Annotated in this window: 21 protein-coding genes and 1 pseudogene; 7 read left to right on the forward strand and 15 right to left on the reverse strand. The window is 71.4% G+C overall.

Going from position 1 to position 21,378, the window contains the following annotated elements; genetic code table 11:
- Positions 1-4: 4 nt before the first annotated feature.
- A complete protein-coding gene (locus ACFYST_RS05430; protein WP_387640313.1) occupies positions 5-823 on the forward strand; it encodes an HAD family hydrolase in 819 nt (272 codons plus the stop codon).
- Positions 824-892: 69 nt separating this feature from the next.
- Here the strand turns inward: ACFYST_RS05430 and ACFYST_RS05435 are convergent, their stop codons facing one another.
- Positions 893-2,731 carry an LCP family protein gene (locus ACFYST_RS05435; protein WP_387640310.1) on the reverse strand — a complete coding sequence of 613 codons (1,839 nt, stop codon included), beginning with the start codon at positions 2,729-2,731 and terminating at the stop codon, positions 893-895.
- A 297-nt stretch (positions 2,732-3,028) separates the two neighbouring features.
- On the opposite strand from ACFYST_RS05435, the gene ACFYST_RS05440 reads away from it, so the two are divergent.
- Both ACFYST_RS05440 and ACFYST_RS05445 read left to right on the forward strand, forming a co-directional pair.
- On the forward strand, positions 3,029-3,787 hold the full coding sequence (locus ACFYST_RS05440) for a FadR/GntR family transcriptional regulator (RefSeq protein WP_387860143.1): 759 nt from the start codon (positions 3,029-3,031) through the stop codon (positions 3,785-3,787).
- A gap of 59 nt (positions 3,788-3,846) precedes the next feature.
- On the forward strand, positions 3,847-5,094 hold the full coding sequence (locus ACFYST_RS05445) for a CynX/NimT family MFS transporter (protein ID WP_387860144.1): 1,248 nt from the start codon (positions 3,847-3,849) through the stop codon (positions 5,092-5,094).
- Between the two features lie 70 nt (positions 5,095-5,164).
- Here ACFYST_RS05445 and ACFYST_RS05450 read toward each other — a convergent pair whose 3' ends face one another.
- The 10 genes from ACFYST_RS05450 to ACFYST_RS05495 form a co-directional block, all read right to left on the reverse strand.
- The gene (locus ACFYST_RS05450) at positions 5,165-5,881 is read right to left on the reverse strand and encodes an ABC transporter permease (RefSeq protein ID WP_387640304.1); all 717 of its coding nucleotides are present in this window, start codon (positions 5,879-5,881) and stop codon (positions 5,165-5,167) included.
- A gap of 10 nt (positions 5,882-5,891) precedes the next feature.
- Positions 5,892-6,833: an ABC transporter ATP-binding protein gene (locus tag ACFYST_RS05455; RefSeq protein WP_387640301.1), complete on the reverse strand. Its 942-nt coding sequence runs from the start codon at positions 6,831-6,833 to the stop codon at positions 5,892-5,894.
- Between the two features lie 9 nt (positions 6,834-6,842).
- Positions 6,843-7,739 (reverse strand): ABC transporter permease, encoded by an 897-nt coding sequence (locus ACFYST_RS05460; protein WP_387640298.1) that lies wholly within the window; start codon positions 7,737-7,739, stop codon positions 6,843-6,845.
- Positions 7,736-8,749, reverse strand: coding sequence for an ABC transporter ATP-binding protein (locus tag ACFYST_RS05465; protein ID WP_387640295.1), 1,014 nt, complete (start codon positions 8,747-8,749; stop codon positions 7,736-7,738). Before ACFYST_RS05465 ends, ACFYST_RS05460 begins: the two co-directional genes overlap by 4 nt.
- A gap of 150 nt (positions 8,750-8,899) precedes the next feature.
- Positions 8,900-9,904 (reverse strand): hypothetical protein, encoded by a 1,005-nt coding sequence (locus ACFYST_RS05470; protein WP_387860146.1) that lies wholly within the window; start codon positions 9,902-9,904, stop codon positions 8,900-8,902.
- On the reverse strand, positions 9,901-10,833 hold the full coding sequence (locus tag ACFYST_RS05475; RefSeq protein ID WP_387860147.1) for a hypothetical protein: 933 nt from the start codon (positions 10,831-10,833) through the stop codon (positions 9,901-9,903). The genes ACFYST_RS05470 and ACFYST_RS05475 overlap by 4 nt, the downstream gene beginning before the upstream one ends.
- Entirely contained in the window at positions 10,830-11,792 is a 963-nt protein-coding gene (locus tag ACFYST_RS05480) for a hypothetical protein (RefSeq protein WP_387860149.1), read from the reverse strand. Before ACFYST_RS05480 ends, ACFYST_RS05475 begins: the two co-directional genes overlap by 4 nt.
- A 34-nt stretch (positions 11,793-11,826) precedes the next feature.
- Positions 11,827-12,729, reverse strand: a complete 903-nt coding sequence (locus ACFYST_RS05485) for a hypothetical protein (protein WP_387640286.1) — start codon at positions 12,727-12,729, stop codon at positions 11,827-11,829.
- 201 nt (positions 12,730-12,930) lie between these two features.
- Positions 12,931-14,280: a hypothetical protein gene (locus tag ACFYST_RS05490; RefSeq protein WP_387860152.1), complete on the reverse strand. Its 1,350-nt coding sequence runs from the start codon at positions 14,278-14,280 to the stop codon at positions 12,931-12,933.
- A gap of 109 nt (positions 14,281-14,389) precedes the next feature.
- Positions 14,390-15,280: an LLM class flavin-dependent oxidoreductase gene (locus ACFYST_RS05495; RefSeq protein WP_387860155.1), complete on the reverse strand. Its 891-nt coding sequence runs from the start codon at positions 15,278-15,280 to the stop codon at positions 14,390-14,392.
- A gap of 80 nt (positions 15,281-15,360) precedes the next feature.
- Here ACFYST_RS05495 and ACFYST_RS05500 point away from each other — a divergent pair, with 80 nt between their 5' ends.
- Together ACFYST_RS05500 and ACFYST_RS05505 are read left to right on the forward strand one after the other, a co-directional pair.
- The gene (locus ACFYST_RS05500) at positions 15,361-15,675 is read left to right on the forward strand and encodes a hypothetical protein (protein ID WP_387860157.1); all 315 of its coding nucleotides are present in this window, start codon (positions 15,361-15,363) and stop codon (positions 15,673-15,675) included.
- Between the two features lie 68 nt (positions 15,676-15,743).
- Positions 15,744-16,952, forward strand: a complete 1,209-nt coding sequence (locus ACFYST_RS05505) for a hypothetical protein (protein WP_387860160.1) — start codon at positions 15,744-15,746, stop codon at positions 16,950-16,952.
- A 20-nt stretch (positions 16,953-16,972) separates the two neighbouring features.
- Here the strand turns inward: ACFYST_RS05505 and ACFYST_RS05510 are convergent, their stop codons facing one another.
- The 3 genes and pseudogenes from ACFYST_RS05510 to ACFYST_RS05520 all read right to left on the reverse strand — a co-directional run.
- Entirely contained in the window at positions 16,973-17,440 is a 468-nt protein-coding gene (locus ACFYST_RS05510; RefSeq protein WP_387860161.1) for a HEPN domain-containing protein, read from the reverse strand.
- On the reverse strand, positions 17,437-18,033 hold the full coding sequence (locus tag ACFYST_RS05515) for an ArsR family transcriptional regulator (protein WP_387860162.1): 597 nt from the start codon (positions 18,031-18,033) through the stop codon (positions 17,437-17,439). Before ACFYST_RS05515 ends, ACFYST_RS05510 begins: the two co-directional genes overlap by 4 nt.
- A gap of 85 nt (positions 18,034-18,118) precedes the next feature.
- Positions 18,119-18,223: pseudogene (locus tag ACFYST_RS05520) on the reverse strand (LLM class flavin-dependent oxidoreductase); the annotation flags it as partial.
- Between the two features lie 350 nt (positions 18,224-18,573).
- Here ACFYST_RS05520 and ACFYST_RS05525 point away from each other — a divergent pair.
- Entirely contained in the window at positions 18,574-19,641 is a 1,068-nt protein-coding gene (locus ACFYST_RS05525) for a ParB-like protein (RefSeq protein WP_387860165.1), read from the forward strand.
- 59 nt (positions 19,642-19,700) lie between these two features.
- Here the strand turns inward: ACFYST_RS05525 and ACFYST_RS05530 are convergent, their stop codons facing one another.
- The gene (locus tag ACFYST_RS05530) at positions 19,701-20,660 is read right to left on the reverse strand and encodes a LamG domain-containing protein (RefSeq protein WP_387860168.1); all 960 of its coding nucleotides are present in this window, start codon (positions 20,658-20,660) and stop codon (positions 19,701-19,703) included.
- Between the two features lie 278 nt (positions 20,661-20,938).
- On the opposite strand from ACFYST_RS05530, the gene ACFYST_RS05535 reads away from it, so the two are divergent.
- The gene (locus ACFYST_RS05535; RefSeq protein ID WP_387860170.1) at positions 20,939-21,352 is read left to right on the forward strand and encodes a DUF6153 family protein; all 414 of its coding nucleotides are present in this window, start codon (positions 20,939-20,941) and stop codon (positions 21,350-21,352) included.
- Positions 21,353-21,378 lie beyond the last annotated feature (26 nt).

The following is a 21,378-nucleotide window of genomic DNA, read 5'->3' on the forward strand; positions in this document are numbered from 1 at the left end:
GCGCATGAGCACCGCCGCCCTGCCCTACCGGCTGGTCGCCACCGATCTCGACGGGACGCTGCTCACCGGCGCCGAGAACGTCTCCGCCCGGACCCGTGAGGCGCTGGGCGCCGTGACGGCGCTCGGGGCGCAGCACATCATCGTGACGGGCCGCTCGGCGGGCTGGACGAAGCCGGTGCTGGACGAGATCGGCTACACCGGGATAGCGGTCTGCGGGCAGGGCGCGCAGGTCTACGACGCGGGTGCGCACAAGCTGCTCACCTCGGTCACGCTGGACCGGCAGCTGGCGGCGCTGGCGCTGGCCAAGATCGAGGCCGAGGTGGGTCCGCTGGCGGTCGCCGCCAATCAGGACGGGCTGGACGGCGAGGTGGTGGCGGGGCCGGGTTACCGGCTGCGGATCGCCACCGGGCTGCCGGTGCGGCAGGTCGCGCCGGAGGAGCTGCTGGCCGCGCCGGTGAGCAAGCTGTACATCCAGCACCCGGAGCTGACGGACGATCAACTTGCCGAGGCGGCATGGTCGGTGGCGGGTCAGTTGGTGGGTGTGGTGATGGCGGGCGACGGCATCGTCGAGCTGCTTCCGCTGGGTCTGACGAAGGCGACCGGTCTGTCGCTGGCCGCGCGGCGGCTGGGTGTCACGGCGGCCGAGACCATCGCGTTCGGTGACATGCCCAATGACATACCGATGTTCCGGTGGGCCGCGCACGGGGTGGCGATGGGCAACGCGCACGAGCAGTTGCTGGCGGTGGCCGACGAGGTGACCGTCTCCAACGACGAGGACGGCGTCGCCGTGGTGCTGGACCGGGTGTTCGGCCTCAACGGCTGACCCTCAGGGACGGCGAAAGCGCCACCGGCCTGGTGCCGGTGGCGCTTTCGTGTGCTGCGGGTCCGCCGGTCAGCCGTAGCTGACGTTGGCGCAGGGGTCGTCGTCGGCGGAGCGGGCGTCGTTGGTGACGCTGGTCGGCAGCGGGCCGGGGGCGGGAGTGTTGCCGCCACCCTGGGCGCCGTCGCCGCCGGCGCTCGCGGCGTAGTCCTTGCCGAGGGTCACCGTGATGCCCGCGCCGGAGCCGGCTTCGACGGTGGCGCCGGGGAACAGCGAGGCGACGGCCTGCGCGTTGGCCTTCTGGCTCGCGCTGCCGTACTGGACCACGGTGGTGGCGTGGTTCTGGCTGCTGGCGTTGCCGGTGCTGGTGACGGTGAAGTTCGCGGCCCTCAGGGCGGTCGAGGCCTTGTTGCCGAGGCCCGAGGCGCCGCTGCCGTTGAGGACGGCGACCTTGATGCCGGCGCCGTTGGCGGGCGGGGCGGCCGGGGCGCTGGTGGACGGGGCGGCGGACTCGCTCGGGGCGGGGCTCTCGCCGGCGCCGGCGTCCTGGCCGTCGAGGGTGCGGTCGGCCTTGAGGGCGGCCCACAGCTGGTCGACCTCGGGGTGGTTGAGGCCGATCTTCTCCCCCTGGTAGTGCCAGGGGGTGGTGATGAACTTGATGTCGTGCAGGTCGATGTCCTTGAGGGACATCCCCAGGTCGAGCAGTTTGTCGACGCCGGCCAGGTCGGGGTCGACGGTGAGCGACTTGGTGGCGGCGTCGGCCAGCGGCAGCAGGTTGGTCGGGCTCATGCCCTTGGTCTTGACCGACTTGATGAGCTGGGACAGGAAGGCCTGCTGGCGTTTCATCCGGCCGACGTCGGAGTTGTCGCCGATGCCGTGGCGCAGGCGGACGTAGTCGAGGGCGGCCTGGCCCTCGACCTTCTGTATGCCCTTGGGGTAGATCTCCTTGCCGCCCTTCTTGGGCAGGTTGGGGTTGAGGTCGTAGTCGTGGATGGCGTTGGGCAGGCAGACCTCGACGCCGCCGACGGCCTTGGTCATCGCGGAGAAGCCCTCGAAGTTGACCACCATGGTGTGGTCGACGCGCAGGCCGGTCAGGGCTTCGACGGTGTTCTGGGTACAGGCCGGGTTGCCCTGCTCGGTGCCGCCGACCGAGAAGGCGCTGTTGAACCTGGCGTTGGTCTGCGGCTTGGTCCAGTTCTTGTTCGGCAGCAGGCACTTGGGGATGTCGACCACGGCATCGCGGGGGAACGAGACGCCGACGGCGTGCTTGTGGTCCGCGTAGACGTGCAGCAGGATCGTGGTGTCGGAGCGGGCGCCGCCCTCCTGACCGCCACCGAGGTCCTTGTTGGCGCCGTCGCGCGAGTCGGAGCCGATCAGCAGGATGTTCATCGGCCGGCGGCCCTGGGAGTCGGGCTCGGCGGCCGCGGGGCGGTCCTTGGCTATGCCTTCGCGGTCGAAGGCGGAGATGTTGCCGTTCAGGCGCCAGTAGAAGTAGCCGCCGGTGCCGACCACGACGAGGCTGGTGCCGACCAGCGACCAGATGATGATCTTCTTGGTGCGGCGGGGCTTGCGGCGCCCCTGGGCGGCCGCCGCCCGGCGGGAGCCGGCCCGGCCGCCGCGGCCGGAGCCGCCCGCCGATTCGGTCTCGGGCTCGGGCTCGGCGGCGGGGGCGGCGCGGCGGCCGGAGCGCGGCGGGGTGGCGGCGGAGCCGCGGCCCTGGGCGCGGCGGGACGCGGCGCGGCCGCCGGCGGCCGGAGCGTCGTCGTGGCTCGCCGCGCGGCGGCGCGGGACTCCGGTGGACGGCGCGTCGTCGCGACGGGGCGCGTCCTGCTGGTAGGTGCCGCCTTGCGGCGGATCGTTCTCCCACCAGCCGGCATCCGCGTCGGACGCCCCCGCCCTCTGGCCTGCCATACGTACACCCTTCACCGGAGGCGGCCGTCGGGCGCCTCAGCAACCAGTCCGTCCGCTGGGCCGACGGATGAAGCTAGAGAGCGGAGCATATAAAGGGATCATTTCGAAAGTCACGGCCTGGGTCTCCACTCCGAGCACTCGAACGACGTGTTCACACCAGGGGTTCCCGTTCTCCCGTGTGAGACAGGTGACTTCAGCGCCCCGACAGCCTCCGCAAGAGCCCTTCGCGACTGCCCGGGCCGGCAGCGTTTTCGCACGCCAGGGCGGTTGTAGGATGACCGGGCAAGGAGTTGTAGGATGACCGACATCCGACAGGGAGCGAGAAGGGAGCCCGGCGTGGAGGGACTTCAGGCGGCCGGGCGGCGTTCACTGGTGGACGAGGCGATCGAGCAGCTGCGCGAGCAGCTGGCGGGCGGGGCGTGGCCGGTGGGGTCGCGGATCCCGACCGAGCACGAGCTCGCCGAGCGGCTGCGGGTGGGTCGCAACACCGTGCGGGAGGCGATCCGGGTGCTGGTGCACGCGGGGATGCTGGTCTCCCGGCAGGGCGAGGGGACGTTCGTCCGCTCGACCAGCGATCCGGCGTCGGTGCTGCGCGGAGTGCAGCGGTCGGGGGTGCGGGACGTACTGGAGGTGCGGGCCGCGCTGGAGACCGAGGCGGCCCGGCTGGCCGCCGAGCGGCACACCCCGGACGACCTGGCCCGGATGCGGGCCGCGCTGGCCCGGGAGGCCGAAGTGATGGCCGCGCACCCGGAGCGGGCCGGCCGGGAGGCCACCGTCGAGCACGACCTGGAGTTCCACACGGCGGTGGTGGAGGCGGCGCACAACCCGGCGCTGACCGAGGTGTACCGGTACTTCGGGGCCTCGGTGCGGGAGTCGATGCGCGCGGCGTTCGGCGACCACGACATGCCGGAGGTGGCGATCGGCACCCACGCGGCGCTGGTCGACGCGATCGAGAGCCGTGACCCGGAGCGGGCCGAGGCGGCCTGTCGGGCCCTGCTGGCGGAGCCGACGGCGGCGGTGGAGCAGCTGCTCGCCGAGATCGCCGCGCGCAAGTAGCGCCACGCCGCCCGTCCGTTCTCCTTCTTCTTCCACCCGCACAGAGAGTCAGCCCCGCCATGTCGTCGGTCACCCGTGCCGTGCAGCCCGTCCTCGATCCGAAGGTCGGTACCCGAACCGCCAAGTTCGCGCACCCCGCCCTGCTGCTGGTGGGCATCGTGCTGGTGGCCCTGAACATGCGGGCCTGCCTGGCGGCGGTCTCGCCGATGGTGGCGGAGATCCAGCGCACCTTCGGCCTGTCGGCGGCGGCGAGCGGCATGATCACCACGGTGCCGGTGCTGTTCCAGGGTGTGGGCGCGCCGCTGACGCCGCGGCTGACCCGCCGGTTCGGCACCGAGCGGGTGGTGCTGGGCGCCGTGCTGGCGCTGGGAGCGGGTGTGCTGCTGCGGGTGCTGCCGTCGGTGTGGACGCTGTACGCGGGCTGCATGGTGATCGGTGTGGCGATCGCGGTGCTGAACGTGTCGATGCCGGGCCTGGTGAAGCGGGAGTTCCCGCACCGGGCGGCCATGATGACCGGCGTCTACTCGACCACCATGCTGGTCGGCGCGACCATGGCGGCCGCGCTGTCGGTGCCGCTGGAGCACGCTCTCGGCGGTGGCTGGCAGGCCTCGCTGGGCGCCTGGTCGGTGCTGGCGCTGGTCGCCGGGCTGGCCTGGCTGCCGCAGGTGCTGAAGGCCCGCCGGGAGCCGACCGTGCCGCTGCGGGTGGCCCCGGCGACGGCGGCGCAGCGCGTCACCGTCAGCCCGTGGAAGTCTCCGCTGGCGTGGCAGATCAGCGCGTTCATGGGGATCTCCTCGCTGCTGGTGTACACCCTGGTGGCGTGGATGCCGACGATCCTGTCGGACCACGGGATGGCGCGCGGCGAGGCCGGTCTGGTGTTCGCGTTCAGCAACCTGGTGCAGGTGGTCAGCGCGTTCCTGGTGCCGCTGGCGGCGGGCCGGATGACCCGGCAGCGCGGGCTGGCGCTGGCGATGGCCGGGCTGAACGCGGCGGGCATCGCGTGGCTGCTGCTGGCGCCGGTGTCGGGTGCCTGGTTCTCGGCGGCGGTGCTGGGTCTGGCGCAGGGCGGTTCGCTGGGCCTGGGTCTGGCGTTCATCGTGCTGCGGACCGAGAACGCGCTGGGTGCGGCCCGGCTCGGCGGGATGAGCCAGGCGGTGGGCTACCTGGTGGCGGCGGCCGGTCCGGTCGGTGGCGGTGCGCTGAAGCAGCTGACCGGCAGCTGGGACGCGACGCTGATCGTGATGCTGGTGCTGGCCGCGGTGGCGGCGGTGGCCGGCTGGGGCGCGGGCCGCGACCGGACGATCTGACGACTGCCTCGGGAACGACGAACGGCGGGGACGGCTGCGTGCCGTCCCCGCCGTTTCGCGTTCCTCCGGCCTACTCCTCGCCGTTGAGGGTGAGGCCGGCCAGCTTGACCGAGGCCAGCGCGGTGGCGCCGACGGCGGCGATGATCAGCAGCCACACCGCGGTGGTCAGTGCGACCGGGGCGGTGACGGTGCCGTCGGCGGCGATCGCCTTGGTCAGCGACAGGCCCCACTGCTGGACGGACAGGGTGCGGGCGCCCTCGACGTAGTTGCCGATCAGGCTCTCCCAGATCAGCGCGTAGGCGAGGCCGGCGATCACGGCGTGCCGGGTGACCACGCCGAGCAGCAGGAACAGCGCGCTGTAGGCGGCGCCGGACACCAGGGTGCCGACGGCGTAGCCGAGGGCGACGTTGTCGGCGCCGCCGTAGAGGATCAGCCCGGCCAGGTAGGTCGGGACGGTCGCGAGCAGCCAGGTGCTGCCGATCGCGACGGCCAGCTTGGTGGTGACGATCTTCCAGCGCGGCAGCGGCTTGGCGAGCAGGTAGACGATCGAGCCGTCCTCGATCTCGGTGGCGATGACGCCGGTGCCGGTGATCAGTCCGGTGATCGGGACCAGGGTGCCGAGGGCGAGGTTGCCCAGGATGCTGTGCGCGAGTTCCAGCTTGTCGAGGGTGCTGTTGCGGGCGATCACCGCGATGACCAGCAGCAGGACCGGGACGGCCAGCAGGATCAGGATGCGCCGGCGGCCGAACAGCCCGCGCGCGGTGAGCCTGGCGACGGTGGTGTTCATCGGGGGCCCTTCAGGACGAGACCAGGTACGAGAAGACGCTTTCCAGCGACTCGTCGGCCGGGGAGACGGTGTACAGCCGGATGCCGGCCTCGCGGGCGACCTTGGGCAGCAGGGTGGTGAAGCCCTGGAAGTTGATCGCCTGGATGCGCAGGGCCCCCGCGGCGGAGCCGCTGTGGGGCAGGGCGGTGGCGTCGAGTTCGATGGCGGCCGTGGAGCCGTCCGCGATCAGCGCGGCGGCCAGGCGGCGGTCGTCGCTGGAGCGCACCAGGTACTGGTGCGGGCGGTCGGTCATCAGGCGGCGGATCTCGCGGAAGTCGCCGGACGCGGCGTGCCGTCCGGCCACCACCACCTCGATGTGGCGGGCGAGTTGCTCGACCTCTTCGAGGATGTGCGAGGAGAACAGCACGGTGCGCCCGGCGGCGCCGAAGCGGCGCAGCAGTTCCATCAGCTGGAGGCGCTGGCGCGGGTCCATGCCGTTGAACGGCTCGTCGAGCAGCAGTACCGCCGGGTCGTGGACCAGGGCGGAGGCCATCTTGACGCGCTGCTTCATGCCCTTGGAGTAGGTGCCGGTCTGGCGTTCCTGGGCGTATTCCATCTCGACCAGCGCGAGGGCCCGCTTGGCGGCGGCGCCGGGGTTGGCGAGGCCGTGCAGTTCGGCGTTGGCGAGGACGAATTCCCAGCCCGTCAGGTAGTCGTACATCGACTCCTTCTCGGGGACCAGGCCGATCTGCCGGTAGACCTGCTGGTTGCGCCAGATCGGGGCGCCGTCCAGGGTGACCGCGCCGGAGGAGGGGGCGAGGAAGCCGCTCATCATGTGGATGAGGGTGGACTTTCCGGCGCCGTTGGGGCCGAGGAGGCCGGTGATGCCGGGTCCGATGTTCATGGTGACGTCGTTGACGGCGACCACGTTGCCGAACCAGCGGGAGACCTTGTCGATGGTGATGACGGCCATGGCTGCCTCTCAGACGTTCCGGTAGCGGCGCAGCGTCAGCGCGTAGCTGCCGGCCGTGAGGAGGACGATGACCGTGGCGAACACCAGCACGCCGAAGGTGCCGGGGGCGGCCAGCCGCTCGGGGCCGTCGCCGCCGAGGTTGAACACCTTGTTGACCAGGCCCTGGACGGTGGCGCTGGGCGAGATCAGCTCGGCCCAGGCCGCGGACTCCTTGGGGACGGGGTCGTAGCCGCCGGTCAGGCCGCGGACGATCGCCGAGATCGCGCTGGTGATCATCAGGGTGCCCATGATGGCGGCGACGCCGAAGCCGCGGCGCGGGGTGAGGGCGGCGATCAGCAGGCCGAGCGCGGCGTACAGCAGCGCGTACAGGACGGCGGCGAACAGGCCGTACAGCAGGTGGACCAGGTTGTCGCCGAACGGGAACTTGGCGAGCATCGAACCGATGAACAGCACCAGCAGCGGCAGCGTCAGGATGATCAGCAGGGCGCTGAACATGGCGGCGAACTTCGCTGCCACGTAGTCGGTGCGGCTGGCCGGGCGGGAGAAGTACAGCGGTACGACGTGGTGGCGCAGGTCGCGGGACATCAGCACAGGGGCCTGCGCGGCCAGGAAGATCTGGGTCAGTACCCCGAAGTTGGCGAGGTACGGGGCGTAGTCCAGCGGCATCTGCTTCAGGCCGGCGAAGGTGGCGATGGCGAGCATCGCGAGCGCCGGGGCGACCAGGCCGCCGAGGAGCAGGAACGGCAGCACCTTGGACTTGCCGGAGCGGCCGAGGCCGAACGCAGCGCGCAGGCTCTGCACGTACAGCGAGCGGGTGGCGTAGCCGCGTCCCAGCCGGGGACCGGTGTAGGGGCGGTAGCCGATGTCGTGGATGACGCCGCTGTGGGTGTTGGCGGGGGTGGTCATGCCTGCTCGCCTCCTGCCGGCACGGCCGCGGCCTGCTCGTCATGCGTCTCGGACCGGGCGGGCTGCTGGTCGCCGTCGGAGTTGCTGCTGAAGATCTCGGCGACCCGGTGGCGGCGCTGCTCGAGCCGGATCAGGCCGAGGCCGAGGTCGTCCACGGTGTCGCGGACGGTGTCGTAGGTCTCGTCGCCGGCGAGTTCCACCAGCAGGATGCGGCCGCTGTCGGCGCGCACTGTCAGTCCGGCGGCGGTGAGGCGTTCGCGCAGCACCTGTTCGGCGTCGAAGGTGTGGTCGGTGGGGTGGTCGGTGACCTCGACCGCGAGCAGCTGGGTGGCCTCGGTGAACGAGGCGGTGGAGGAGGACCGCAGCAGCTTGCCGCCGTCGATCACCACCAGGTGGTCGCAGGTGCGTTCCAGCTCGCCCAGCAGGTGGGTGGTGACCAGCACCGAGATGCCGAAGTCGGTGTGGATGCGGCGGATCAGGCCGAGCATCTCGTCCCGGCCGACCGGGTCGAGGCCGTTGGTCGGCTCGTCCAGCAGCACCAGCTGCGGGTCGTGGACGAGTGCCTGGGCGAGCTTCACGCGCTGCTTCATGCCGGTCGAGTAGCCGCCCATCGGGCGGTAGCGCTCCTCGTACAGGCCGACGTGGCGCAGCGTGTCGGCGGTGCGTTCGCGGGCGGCGGCGGCCGGCAGGCCGGACATCCGGGCCATGTGGACGACGAACTCGGTGGCGGACACGTCCGGCGGCAGGCAGTCGTGTTCGGGCATGTAGCCGACCCGTTCGCGGATCTCCGCGCCTTGGGTGGCGATGTCCAGCCCGAGTACCTGTCCGGTGCCTTCGGTGGCGGGGGACAGGCCGAGCAGGATCTTGATGAGGGTGGACTTGCCCGCACCGTTCGCTCCGACCAGTCCGACCACGCCGGGCTGCACCTCCACGGTGAGCCGGTCGAGGGCGGTGACCCGGGGGAACCTCTTGGTGAGGCCGTCCGTCTTGATGACTGTGGACACGGTCATCAACGTAGTGCCGTCACCCCCGGCGCGGAATGCGCTGACAAGCTGAGCTTCCGTCCGCCCACGGGATGACACTCCGGGCCCGCCCCCTAGGGGTCGCGGGGGCGGGCCGGGACTCGTCGCTTCGTCAACTCACCTGTCCGTGCGGGTTTTTCAGACCATCAGGCTGCTCTGCAGCAGCAGGATCTGCCGGAACGCCTGGTCCGGGACGCCGTTCGGATTGGTCATCTGGACCAGCGCGACCACGTCGCCGCACTGCAGCCAGCCGAGCCGGCCGGTGGGCACGTCGCCGGCCTTCGCGTCCGAGAGCCGGACGTTCACGCTGCCGAGCGCCACCTTGTAGGTGTGGGCGACATCCAGGGAGGTGGAGTGGATGTCCTTGGTGGCGTCCAGCTGGTTCGCGAACGAGAAGAAGTTGGTCGCCTCGTCCGCCGAGCCGAACCGGATCAGCCGCAGCTCGGTGCGGGTGCCGTCCTTGGTGGTCCAGCCCTGCGCGGCCGCGCCGCGGCAGGCGTCGCTGACCAGCCGCTGGGCGTACTGGTCGTCGTTGGCCAGCATCATGTCCCGGTCGCACGGCACCCAGCGGCCCGCCACCGGCGGCAGGCTCGCGGGCGCACTCGCGGAAGCACTGGCCGACGCGGAGGCGCTCGCGGACGCGCTCGCGCTCCGGGAGGCGGACGCGGACCCGCTCGGGGCGGCCGACGGGCCGGTGCCGACGGCGCCGTTGGGCAGCGGCAGCAGCAGCGCCCGCAGGTCCGCGGCGTGCGTCTTGATCTTGTAGTCGGACGGGGCCGAGGCGCCCACCGGCAGCGGAGGCATCGTCAACTGCGGGAACACGTAACGGCCGTCGTTCGGCGTGGCCAGACCCGGCAGGTCGGTGCGGTCCGGCAGGGTCACCGCGACGGCGGTGGCCGCGCCGGTCACCACCGTCAGCAGCAGCGCCCCGCCGACCTGCCACAGCCGCTTGCGGTCACGCTTCGGCTGCTCGGGCGACTCGCCCTGGTCGGCCGGGACGAAGGCGTCCGGGGCGCCGGGCGCCTCGCCGCTCCCGGCGGTGGCGGCGTCGGGGGTGACGTCGGGGGTGACGTCGGGGGTGACCGGCACGATCGGTTCGAACGGTTCGGCCGGACCGGGGTTCGGGGTGATGTCGGTGCTCATGCGGTGGCTCCCGGGATGGCCAGTCGGTCGAGTTGCTGACGGAACAGGTCGACGACCTTGTTCTGGTCGAGGGGCGCGACCCCTGAGACCCTCATCTGCACCAGCAGGTCGCCCACGCCGGCGTAGCACTGCAGGAAGTCGAGCTGCTCACCGGCCTTCAGCGTCGGCAGCGCGCAGTGCGCCTCCGAGTGGCCGGCCACGCCCGGGCCCTGCCGGTACAGCTCGTTGTCGGTGAACCACTTGCCGTACGAGTTGTTCTCCGCCTCCACGGCCTGCTGGTTGAACTGGCTGAGCACCAGCATCACCGAGGTCTGGTTGTCCATGGTGACCAGGCTGCGCGCGCCGATGCCCTGGATGTGCAGCGAGGACAGCGCGTTCTCGGCGTCCTTCCGGTACTTCTCCGGGACGTCGGCGATGGTCTCCTTCAGCGCCCTGTCCAGGTCCGCGTCACGCAGCTCGTTGTCGTTGCCGATCGAGCCGAAGTCCGGGCCCAGGTGGTAGCTGGACGGCATCGGCAGCAGCAGGTCGCGCAGGCTGCCGAAGTGGTTGCCGTTGGACTTCGCACCCCACTCCTGGGCCGGGCTCGCCGAGGGGGCGGGAGCCGCCGCGGTGGGCGCGGCCGGGGTGTCCTTGTAGTGGACCTTGATGATCGCCTCGCCGATGCCGACGCCGACCAGCGCCGCCGCGACCACCGCGGCGGCCGCCTTGAGCGCGATCCGGCGCGGCTTCGCGGCCGGGGCGGTCGCGGGCTCGGCGTCCAGCGCGGCGTCCGGCGTTGTGTCCGGCTTGGTGAACTCGACTGCGGCGGCAGCCGGTTCGGTGACCGTGGTGTCCGCGGACGTGGTGTCGGCGGACGTGGCGTCGACCGGCGGGGTGGCGGTGGGCGGCTGCGCGGGGGCGGCCGGCTCGGGGGATTCGATGTCGGTCACGCGAGACGCTCCCACTGTCGCTTGGCGATGTCCTCCAGCTGGCTCCGGTCGACCGGGTTCTTGGCGAAGACCTCGATGCTCATCAGCACGGTGCCCTTCCGGGCCACGGCCCCGCCCCAGTAGTACTCCTCGCTGCTGCGGGCGTACTTGTAGGGCTTCGTGGAGACCATGACCATGCTCTCGTCGTTGCCTGCGAACTTCGAGAGGCTCAGATCGGAGCGGCGCGGGCTCATGCCGGACATCACCTCGTGCACCGACTCCGGCCGGTACTGCCGCAGGCTCACCCGGTACTTGACGTCACCGGAGATCCAGCTGACGTTCGCCTGCCGGCGGAACCCACCGGACAGCAGCGTGGAGAACTGCTCGGCGCTGTTGCCGAAGGTCCTCGCCACGTCCGCGGCGGACATCCAGCCGTTGCTGCCCATGCTGTCGTCCTCGGTACCGTCCGGACGCTTGATCAGCAGCTCGCGCAGGTCGCCGTCGATGTTCAGCGGCTGCGGGCCGGCCGCGGCCAGCGCCTTGGCGTCGATCCGCTCGGCCGGGTAGCTGAGCTTCACCGCGGCGAGCTCGGGCAGCGGCGTCGCCGGACGGGAGGCCTGGATGCCGTAACCGATGACCCCACCGATCACCGGTCCGGCCACCACGGCGGTCAGGAACATCGCGCCCACGCCGAACTTCCGCTTCTTGCGCGCGGGTTCCTCACCCCCGGCGAGCACCTCGACGTGCTCGAAGCCCTCGGTGGTCGGCGCGCCGGACGGGGCGTCGGGTGCGTCGGACGCCTCGGCGGAGGCGGGTGCGTCGGACGCCTCGGCGGAGGCGGGTGCGTTGGGCGCGTCAGGCGCGTCGACGGAGGCGGGTGCGTCGGCGGAGGCGGGTGTGGACGGGGTGGCCGTCGGGGGTTCGGACGGCACGGCGGCGGCCGCCCCGGGCTCCGCGGCGCCCGTGGACTCGGTGCTCAACTGGTACTCCTGGAAAGAGAGTTCGGGACGGCCGTCAGCCGTTGGTGAGGCGGTCGCGCTCGCGCTTCATGGCGTCGAAGAGCAGCGCCCTGTCGGGGTCGCCCTGCACCTCGACAGTGATCTCATAGACCACGTCGCCGACCACGCCGATACCGATCAGCGCACCGGTGTACGCCTGCTCCTTGGGCTTGAAGACGTAGCCCTTGGCGTTGGACACCCCGTCGATGTCGAAGGAGTTGTCGCCGTAGCCCGAGTGGTCGGCGAAGCCCTGCGCGCGGTCGGTGCGGCCGAAGCGCTTGAGCTCCGAGCGCACCTCGGTCTTGCCGTCCCGGAGGCGGTAGGTGCGGCCGGCGGCGTCCTTGAAGCCCCAGGAGTCCAGCACCTCCTTGATGTCGACGCTGTCCTTGTACTGGGCCTGGAGGTCGTCCGTGCTCAGCATCGCGCCGTCCGGCGAACCGTACGGGTCGGCGTTGTCCGGCACCGGCAGCAGGAAGTAGCGCAGGTCGCCGGAGTGCTTGCCGCCGGAGACGCTGCCCTGCAGCGTGCTGGACGGGCGCGGCGCCGCACTCGGCGAGGCGGTCGGGGTGGGCGAGGGGCTGGGCGAGGCGCTCGCGCTCGCACTGGCCGAGGCGCTCGCGGTGGCGGCCGGGGCGGCGGCCACCCGGGTGGCCGGGTCGGGCTTGCCGACCGCGACGGTGACGGCCGCGCTGGTCGCGGTCACGGCCAGCAGGCCGGCCACCGCGAGGGCCACGCCGGCCGCCCGGGGCAGCCCGCGGGCTGCGGCGGGCTGCTCGGGGCCGGGCTGCTCAGTAACAGGCTCGGCGGCCAACTCGGGTTCGGCCGGGGCCGGGGTGACGGGGTTGGGCTCGGTGGCCGCCGGCCGGCCGGCAGGCTCGGCGGCCGGCTCCTGACCAGGGGTCGGTTCGGAAACGGACAAGGGTCTCCCCCCAGGGTGCGCGTGGACGACCGCACGGCCCCCACGGGCTGTCCCCCCGGTCGGCCCGAACACAGGTGTCACCGTGCGGTGCACGAATTATGAGAGCCCTGTGCAGTCGTCAACAACACGGTTGCCAGGCCGATTTGCCGCAATCCCGAGCCAATCGGACAGGCCGTGACCGAACCGCAACCCCCGTCCGAATCAGCTCGTGCCCGAGTCATCCTTCGTGGACGGAGCAGGCTGCCCCGCGGGGGCATCGGAGGACGGTTCGGACCGCTCCTCCGACGCGGTCGGCGCGGGCCGCGCGGGCGGTTCCGCAGGGGCCGCCGGGGCTGCCGGAGCGGGCTGCGAGCCCGGCTGCGGGGTCGACTGCGGGCCCGGCTGCGCGGGCGGAGCGGGCGGAGCGGACGGCGCCGCCGGGTCGGTCAGCCGGATGCCGGCGGCCTCGGCCAGGGCGATGTCGAGGCGCTCCGTACGGATCCGGCGGTCGATGTACATCACACCGTTGGCGAGCGGCGTCAGCGGCGCCGTCATCGCCGCGATCAGCAGCATGGCCAGCGCGCCCAGCACCACCAGCGTGGTCAGCACACCGCTGCTGGGGAGCACGGGCTCCTGCGACGAGGCGCCGACGGTGCTGGTCGGCATGATGGCCCCGAGGACGATCCCGAGCGGAGCCGTCACGATGTTCGCCGCGACCCGTCCGGCGAACGCCACGATGAAGCCCAGCAGCAGGCTGCGCCACCAGTTGCCCGCGTTGAGGCGCCAGGCCCGGCGGATCGCGCCGATCGGCGTGGTCTCCTCCAGCACCAGCACCGGCACCTGCAGCGTCAGCCGGACGGTGACGAACACGCTGCCGATCGAGACGGCCGGAAGGAGCACGAGCAGGAGCAGCACCGGCAGCGGGTTGTCGTTCAGCACCGTGAGGGCGATCGGGCCGCCAAACGCCAGGACCTCCAGCAGGAACAGCGGCACGAGCACCGCGGCCTGGGACAGCACGGCCGGCCACAGCTTGGGCAGCGCCTCCTTCCAGGCCTGACCGGCCGTCATCGGACGGCCGAGCGTCGCCGCCCGCAGCACCACGGTGGCCAGCGGGGCGACCACGACGTTGAGGGCGAACAGCACCAGTCCGAGCACCAGGATCAGCAGCACCACCGGGCTCACCAGGTCCCACAGCTGCTGCCAGGTCGGCGCGCTCCCGTCGTCGGGCAGGCGCTCGATCGCGTCGCGCAGGTCGCCCACGAAGAACAGCGCGACCACCGTCACCGGCACCGCGCCGATACCGACCAATGCGAGCAACGGCAGGTAGAGCGCCTTGAAGTAGCGGCGGACGGTGTCGAACACCGCGCTGAACATCTCGCCGAACGACAGCGGGCGCAGCGGGATGACGCCCGGCTGGGGCGCGAGCGGCACGGCCCCCCAGGGGCCCTGCCCCCAGCCGCCGCCGGGCGCACCGGGCTGCCCGTACCCCGGCCACTGCCCCTGACCGGAGGGCTGTCCCTGCCCCCACTGCCCGCCGGGCTGCTGCCCGGGACCTCTGTTGTCCCCGCTCATCCGTACCCCCTTCAGAGGCCACCGCCCCGGACGCGCGCCGGGCTGCGACGAGCCTAGGACTCCCCTCCGGCCACGCCTGCGGCGGCCCCTGACCGGTCCTGCCCCTTTCCTACTGACCCAGTTGCCGCAGTCCGTCGGTGGCGATCCGCTCGAAGACGTCGGGATCGTTCGCGAAGATCGAGTCCGGGACGGGCCAGTGCACCACGAGTTCGGTGATCCCCAGTTCCCGGTACGTTCCCGCCCAGTCGACGAAGGCGTCCACCGACTGCAACGGCTGCTCGGCGGTCGATCCCTGCAGCAGCAGCTTCTCCAACTCGCCGACGTCCCGGCCGCGTTGCTCGCACGCTTCGGTCAGCTTCGCGATCTGCCGGGCGATCACCGCGGGCGCCTGCTCCACCGGCACGTCGGCCGGCGCCTTCACGTCCCCGTACGTCACCCAGCCCTGGCCGTACTCCGCCGCCAGCCGCAGGCCGCGCGGCCCCGTCGCCGCCACGTAGAACGGCACCCGGGGCGTCTGTACGCAGCCGGGGATGTTCCGGGCCTCCACCGCCGAGTAGTACGCGCCCTCCCGCGTCGTGGCGTCCTCCCTCAGCAACTCGTCCAGCAGCGGCAGGAATTCACCCAGCCGGTCGGCCCGCTCCTTCGGCGACCACGCCTCCTGCCCGAGCGCCGTCGCATCGAACCCCGACCCCCCGGCCCCCACCCCGAGCGTCACCCGCCCGCCGGACACGTCGTCCAGCGTGATCAGTTCTTTCGCCAGCGTCACCGGGTGCCGGAAGTTCGGCGACGTCACCAACGTCCCGAGCCTGATCCGCTCGGTCGCACACGCCGCCGCCGTCAACGTCGGCACCGACCCGAACCAGGGCTCCTCCCGGAAGCTCCGCCAGCTCAGGTGGTCGTACGTGTAGGCCGCGTGGAACCCGAGCTCCTCGGCCCGCCGCCACACCTTCTGCCCCTCGCTCCACCGGTGGATGGGGAGGATAACGGTACTCAAGCGCATGCAGTGACGATACGCGCCCGGATCGGCGGGACTTCGGATCGCCCGCGAGTCGGCACGAGCAGGTCCGCTAGCGTGGCGCCATGGGCACGTTGAGCAGGCGAGAACTGGCCGCGCTGGTCGAGGAAGCGACGGTCGACACCTACGACGAGCACGAGGAGCTGTCGGCTCTGTTCACCGCCGTCGAGGAGAACCTGTCGGTGCCGTTCAGCACCTCGGTGCTGGGCGCCGAGGTGACCGTGGGCGGCATCGACCTCTCACTGGACGGAAGGATCGTCGCCCTGTGCACCCGCGGTGAGTTCCGGCAGACGATCGGATTGCTGGACCTTCAGCTGCCGGAACCGGCTCCGGACGGAGCGGAGTGGGTCGAGGCGTACCGCTACTACTGGACGCGGTGAGCGCCGGAACCTTCGAGATCGAGAGGGCCCGCATGGCTGTCGTGGTACGGAACGAGGATGAGGCATCGTTGCGAGACCTGATCGAGCGAAGCTCCGAACTGAAGGGTGAACTCGTCGCCTTCGCCCAGAGCGCGCGCTTCGACCGGTGGTTGACGCCCCACCTCCTGGAGGCCGCCGGGCCCCAGCGGCAGTTGGAGGAAGGCGATGCGATCCGGATCATCGACAACTTCATCCTGCGGTACCGCTTGCCGGACGGTTCGACCGTGGTGGACCGGTTCGTCGCCGGACGACGGGGCTTGACCGAGGCGGATCGGGAGATGCTTCTCGGCTGGCGTGACCCCGTCGAGGGCATCTTCGAGATCCGGCGCAAGGATGGGGACGCCGTCGTCCTTCTGAACCTGATCGACGACCTGGAGTACCGCACGTACTCGAACGTCGGGCGGGTGGCCTTCCGCGGAGTGTCCAAGGGGGGATTCCTGCACACCTGCCTGGTGCCCGTCCACTCGGTCGACGGGGCGTGGCTGATCTCCGGAATGATGTCGTCCTACCCGAAGTCCAGCGCCACCGAGATCGCCCAGGCGGCGCTCCAACTGGCTACCGAACACCCCTCATTGGTCTTCCGCAACCCCGAGAAGATCGAGCAGGGATGGCGCTCGATGCGGGAGGACCGAACCGCGTTCATCGAGTTCTGCGGCAGCGACGAACTGGTCCTTCCCCCTGCCGAAACCGAGGAGCGGCTCAACGCCTACTACCGGCACCGGCAGGAAGCCGCCGTCGCCGAGCATCCCGACCGGGCCCGGGGCAGGCGGCTCCCCGGCCTGGCCTTGCCGGCCTTCGAACTGCCGCGAGGACTCGCGGAATCGGAAACGGTCGGTGCCATTTATGACGAAGTCGACGGGCTCAACTTCTACGCGGACTACGGGATGCTGCGGGACCTCTTCGCCGATCCGGCCCTCCCTGGCCGCAGGCAGCACCAGGACCTGCTGCGCGTGTACCTGCGCGAGGAGTCGATTGCACCGCTGCCGCTCCGCCGCCTGGCCGCCGCCCACCCGGAGACCGTCGACGAGGTGTTCCGGAAGCTGCTGCGGAAGCCCGGATTCACCTGGGACGAGCACGGCGAGGAGCTGCTGCGCCGGCGCAAGCCCCGGTACTACGAGCAGGAGCCCCGCCCGGGCGTTTCCGTGATCGGTGAGCGTCTCAGCGAACTCGCTGCTGGCGGCCGTCGGCAGAGGTTCACCAGGACACGGCGTGTGCCGGGTCGACCCGGCCACCCGTGACCGAGGCTGGTTTTCTGTGATCAGTAGCGACCCATGTGCGGCATGGCCTTCTCCGCCAGCTCGATGATCGCCTGTGCTTTCGGCAGATCTCCCCTGACCTCCTCAGGGGTGACCGGCGGAGCTTCGGCAGATCGGTATTCGCTCTCGTTCCGGCGGACACGCATGCGGCTGAACGGTCGCAGGATGCCTCCGAGTGGCGGGTCCAGCTGCGCCTTCACCGTCTCGTAGACCGCGACATGGCCGCCCCTGCTCGTGGCGCGAAGTCCCTGGTTCACCAGGACCGCCGCAAGCGCCTTGCGCGCAGCGTCGTAGGCAAGGCTGTACGCACCGACCGGGTCGACATCGAGGAGCATCCTCGCGGAGGCCAAGTGCTGTCGGGCCTGGGCGAGTTCCGCCTCCGCATGCTCCGTCGAGGCCGGCACCATCTCGACCTCCTTGCGATGGATCAGGTCGTCAACGACGGTCCGGCCCTGCTCCCAGCGGCTCATTCGCCGTTCTCCTCACGTAGGTGCAGGCGGACCAGCGGTCGCTCACGGACCGAGGTCAGGAAGGGTTCGTCACTCGGCGATGCCCATGCCTCTGAAGCGACACGGTGGACGTTGACCTCCCGGCGCAACTCCCGGGAGGCACGTTCGGCGAGATCGAAGAGTTCGTCCGGATCGGGGCGTCCGACGACCAGGACGTCGACGTCTGCTGGGATCGGTCCGGGCACGCCGCTGTGGCGGGCTGCCCAGGAACCGTAGATGTACGCCTCGTCGATGCCGTCCAGGTCGGCCAGGAGCGCACTCAGGCGAGGCAGCGGCCCATACGTCACCAGCAACAGGTCGCACAGCGGCCGGTACAGAACGGTGTCGGTCCTGGCTGTGATGACTCGGGTTCGTCCGACCCGCTCATCCGCGAGGATCTCCGACCCGATCAGCCGGTCCACCTCTCGAAGGACAGCTGTGTGCGAGACCCCGAGCTCCCGGGCAAGGCCGGTGAGCGTCCAACTGCGATCCGGGTGCAACAGCACGAGTGCCAGGAGGTCCCCTTGCAACTGGGACCGGAAGAGCGGAAGCAGCGAGGGCGCAGAAATCTTCATCAAGCGCACAATATCATGCGCGTAATGCAGATGTTCCTCGTAAAATACGACTACTTCGCTGGTCAGGCGCCGCTAGGTGAACGAGCCGCCAGCTCAGGTGGTCGTACGTGTAGGCCGCGTGGAACCCCAGCTCCTCGGCCCGCCGCCACACCTTCTGTCCCTCGCTCCACCGGTGGATGGGGAGGATCACCTCTGAACCGGCCCCGACACGTTCGGGTGACGCGGGTCATAGGAAACGTCCAACGCGCCCGCGTCCTCTTCCCGTTGACAGTTCGCCCGCTCGAACCGGGGGAGCCCCGTGAACCGCACAGCACAGCGACGAACCGGCACTGCCGTGGCCGGTCTGCTCGGCGTCGATGCTCTCTTCCACCTGGGGTCGCCGCGGCCGGCCGCGGCCCGGCTCCGGCAGCGGGTCCGTCCCGGCGGCTGAGCCGGGGATCGTTCATCCGCGTTCTCCGGGAAGCCACGGCGGGGTTGCCGGGTGTTGGCCCGCCGCTGGGACGCTCACGGCCACATCCAGTCATGCGCGCAGGGAGTGTCATGCGATTCCGAGTTCCTTCCGCGGTACCGCTGTTGGCGGTCGGTGCGGCCCTGGTCAGTGTTGCCGCGACGGCGCCGAGCGCGGTGGCCGCGCCCGGCGCGCCGGGGCAGCGTCCGTCGTTCTGCGGGCACGACAACCGACACACGCCGTTCGCCGGTTACCTGTGCGCGAAGCCCGGGGAGCTGTTGGACGTGCGGATCGGGGACGTCCACCCGACCCAGCCGTCGCTCGGCTACGACGAGGTGTACTACAAGCTCGGCCGGTACACGCTCGGCAAGGACGCGATCAACAAGAAGTTCAGCGACTGGTGCGAGGCGGACGGCCGCATCGAGGCGGTCGCCGCGAAGCCGAACGCCCGGCTGGACGACCCGTCCTCGTTCACCTGCACGCTGCCGGTGGGCGGGGAGACCGCGGACAGCGAGGCCGCGATGAAGACCGTGGTGATCGGCCCGGGCGGCGAGCCGTTCCTGACGGACGGTCACCACACGCTGACGTCCTTCTACGAGACCCCGGACGGCGGCGCGAACCTGCACGTGCGGCTGAAGGTGCTGGCGAACCTGTCCACGCTGACCCAGAAGGACTTCTGGGCGCAGATGCGGGCCAACAAGTGGGTGTACCTGAACGACCCGCAGGGCAACCCGGTGAAGATCAACAAGCTGCCGACCTCGGTCGGGCTGGCCAACTTCCAGGACGACACCTACCGCAGCCTGCTCTACTTCGGCCGCGACATCGGCTACACCCAGAACTCGGTGCCGTTCCAGGAGTTCTACTGGGGCAGCTGGCTCCGCGACACCAAGCCGGTCGACCTGTCCGGCTGGAACCGCTCGGACCTGACCAGCTACCTGGCCGCCGTGAAGAGCACCACCCAGACGATGGCCGCGCTGCCGAAGAGCAGCGTGGTCGACAGCGGCTTCACCGCCGCCGACCTGGGCGCGCTGGCCCAGTGGAACGCCGGAAAGGCCGCCAACAAGGGCGAGTTCGACAAGCTGAGCAAGCCGTACTCGGACGCCAAGCCGGGCAAGCTGGCGTACGCGCTCGAGTACAAGAAGGTCAACGGCCTGGGCTGAGCGACGAAGAGAGGGAACCGGCGGATGTCCGCCGGCCCCCTCTCCGGGTCAGAAGGCGGTCAGGAGCCGAGCAGGTTCGCCGCCGGGGTCTCGGTGGACTTGCCGGTGGCGGCCTTGGCGACCTGGTCGGCCGTCAGCGCCTTCTTCCAGACCTGGACGCCGGTGACCGAGCCGTTCCAGGCGTCCGACCACTGCGACTTGTAGCGGGCCCGGCCGAGCTCCAGCGGGCCGGTGCCGGCCACGATCGACGGGGCCGCGGTGGTCTGGGCGAGGACGCCGTCCACGTACAGCGAGATGCTCTTGGCCTTGGCGTTGTAGACGCCGGTCAGGGTGGTCCAGTGGCCGGTGGTGGCGGTCGCGGTGGACACCGCCAGCGCGCTCTTGCCGGTCTCGTTGGCGGTCTGCACCTTGAAGACCCAGCGGTTCTTGTTGGCCCCGGCGTCCTCGCGGCCCAGGTAGAAGGAGAAGAACTGCTCGCCGTTCTGCGACAGCGCCGCCTTCGACGCGCTGGCGGCGTCGTTGCGGACCACGGCGGAGACGGTGAAGTCCTTGCTGGTGTCCACGGTGGCGTCGGCGGCCTCGGCGTAGGCGTCGCCGGTGCCGGTGAGTTGCAGCGCCTTGCCGTCGCGACCGTCGGCGGCGCCGACCTTCGCGGCGCTGCCGAGCTTCAGCCCGGGTACCGAACCGGCGGTGTCCGAGGCGGAGCCGCCCTGGCCGGAGCCGCCCTGGCCGGCGGGAGCCTTCGCGGACTGCTTGGCTTCGGGGGAGGCGACGACACCGGCCTTGGCGGTCTTGGTGGTTGACGGATCGTCGGCACGATCGGTGACGATCACGGCGACGGCGACCATCGCGCCGACCGCCACCAGGCCGGTGGCCAGCGCGGTGATGCGGACGGTCCGCTTGCGGCTGGCCTCCCGTTCGTCGGCCTCCGCCATCGCCCGCCAGTACGCCGCTTCGGCTCCCCCGGCCGCCGGTTCTCTGGTCGCGCCCGCACTGCCCGCCGCCCGCCTGCCCGCCACGTTCTCCCCGATCCGTCCGCTTGCCTGTCCGCCGGAACTCTAGGCGGCCCGGTTCGAACACGCGAACCGGAACGCCGGCCGTCCCTCCGCCCCGAACACCGGAATCGACGCCGGGGCGAAGGGAGTTGACCTGCGGCCGATCAGGCGCGGCGAGCGGGCGGAGAACATGACCGCGCCCGCGACGAGCAGCACCGGAGCGGTGCCGCCGATCAGCAGCGGGGTGCCGTCGCTCGCGCACTTACCCTGCAGGTATACGGGGAGGGGGTATCGTGGTGCGGATGGAGCGGACCGGGCGGGCGACGGACCCGGCCGGGCGGACGGTCGCCCGGTGGGCGGTGCTGTGCGCCCTGCTGCTCGGGCTGTTCCTGATGCACGGAAGCCCGGCGAGCGCCGCCGGGTGCCACCGGGAGACGGCGACCGCGGCGGCCCCACACATGGGGGCGCACGTCATGGACGGGGGCGGCCGGTTGGCCGTCCGTGCGCCGGGCGCGCACGAGGGGGCGATGGTCGACTGCGTCTCCACCCCGGCCCGCGACCAGCTGCCGCCGGCCGGCCCGTCCGCCACCGTGCCGTGGACCCACCCGCAGCCGTCCGCGGCCGGACCGCTGCGCGCCGGCGGCGCCGAGGGCGGCCGGGCACCGCCCGACAGTGGGCGGGAACTGCTGATCCGGGTCTGCGTCGCCCGCAGGTGAGAGCGCCACCCGGCCGTACCCGAGAA

It is taken from the genome of Kitasatospora sp. NPDC004614, from assembly GCF_042873675.1.
Classification (GTDB): Bacteria; Actinomycetota; Actinomycetes; order Streptomycetales; family Streptomycetaceae; genus Kitasatospora.

Excerpts from the sequence above, each read along its gene's own strand:
- ACFYST_RS05430 (WP_387640313.1), top strand. The coding sequence starts at position 5 with ATGAGCACCGCCGCCCTGCCCTACCGGCTGGTCGCCACCGATCTCGAC.
- ACFYST_RS05435 (WP_387640310.1), bottom strand. The coding sequence starts at position 2,731 with ATGGCAGGCCAGAGGGCGGGGGCGTCCGACGCGGATGCCGGCTGGTGG.
- ACFYST_RS05440 (WP_387860143.1), top strand. The coding sequence starts at position 3,029 with ATGACCGACATCCGACAGGGAGCGAGAAGGGAGCCCGGCGTGGAGGGA.
- ACFYST_RS05445 (WP_387860144.1), top strand. The coding sequence starts at position 3,847 with ATGTCGTCGGTCACCCGTGCCGTGCAGCCCGTCCTCGATCCGAAGGTC.
- ACFYST_RS05450 (WP_387640304.1), bottom strand. The coding sequence starts at position 5,881 with ATGAACACCACCGTCGCCAGGCTCACCGCGCGCGGGCTGTTCGGCCGC.
- ACFYST_RS05455 (WP_387640301.1), bottom strand. The coding sequence starts at position 6,833 with ATGGCCGTCATCACCATCGACAAGGTCTCCCGCTGGTTCGGCAACGTG.
- ACFYST_RS05460 (WP_387640298.1), bottom strand. The coding sequence starts at position 7,739 with ATGACCACCCCCGCCAACACCCACAGCGGCGTCATCCACGACATCGGC.
- ACFYST_RS05465 (WP_387640295.1), bottom strand. The coding sequence starts at position 8,749 with ATGACCGTGTCCACAGTCATCAAGACGGACGGCCTCACCAAGAGGTTC.
- ACFYST_RS05470 (WP_387860146.1), bottom strand. The coding sequence starts at position 9,904 with ATGAGCACCGACATCACCCCGAACCCCGGTCCGGCCGAACCGTTCGAA.
- ACFYST_RS05490 (WP_387860152.1), bottom strand. The coding sequence starts at position 14,280 with ATGAGCGGGGACAACAGAGGTCCCGGGCAGCAGCCCGGCGGGCAGTGG.
- ACFYST_RS05495 (WP_387860155.1), bottom strand. The coding sequence starts at position 15,280 with ATGCGCTTGAGTACCGTTATCCTCCCCATCCACCGGTGGAGCGAGGGG.
- ACFYST_RS05500 (WP_387860157.1), top strand. The coding sequence starts at position 15,361 with ATGGGCACGTTGAGCAGGCGAGAACTGGCCGCGCTGGTCGAGGAAGCG.
- ACFYST_RS05510 (WP_387860161.1), bottom strand. The coding sequence starts at position 17,440 with ATGAGCCGCTGGGAGCAGGGCCGGACCGTCGTTGACGACCTGATCCAT.
- ACFYST_RS05515 (WP_387860162.1), bottom strand. The coding sequence starts at position 18,033 with ATGAAGATTTCTGCGCCCTCGCTGCTTCCGCTCTTCCGGTCCCAGTTG.
- ACFYST_RS05525 (WP_387860165.1), top strand. The coding sequence starts at position 18,574 with ATGCGATTCCGAGTTCCTTCCGCGGTACCGCTGTTGGCGGTCGGTGCG.
- ACFYST_RS05535 (WP_387860170.1), top strand. The coding sequence starts at position 20,939 with ATGGAGCGGACCGGGCGGGCGACGGACCCGGCCGGGCGGACGGTCGCC.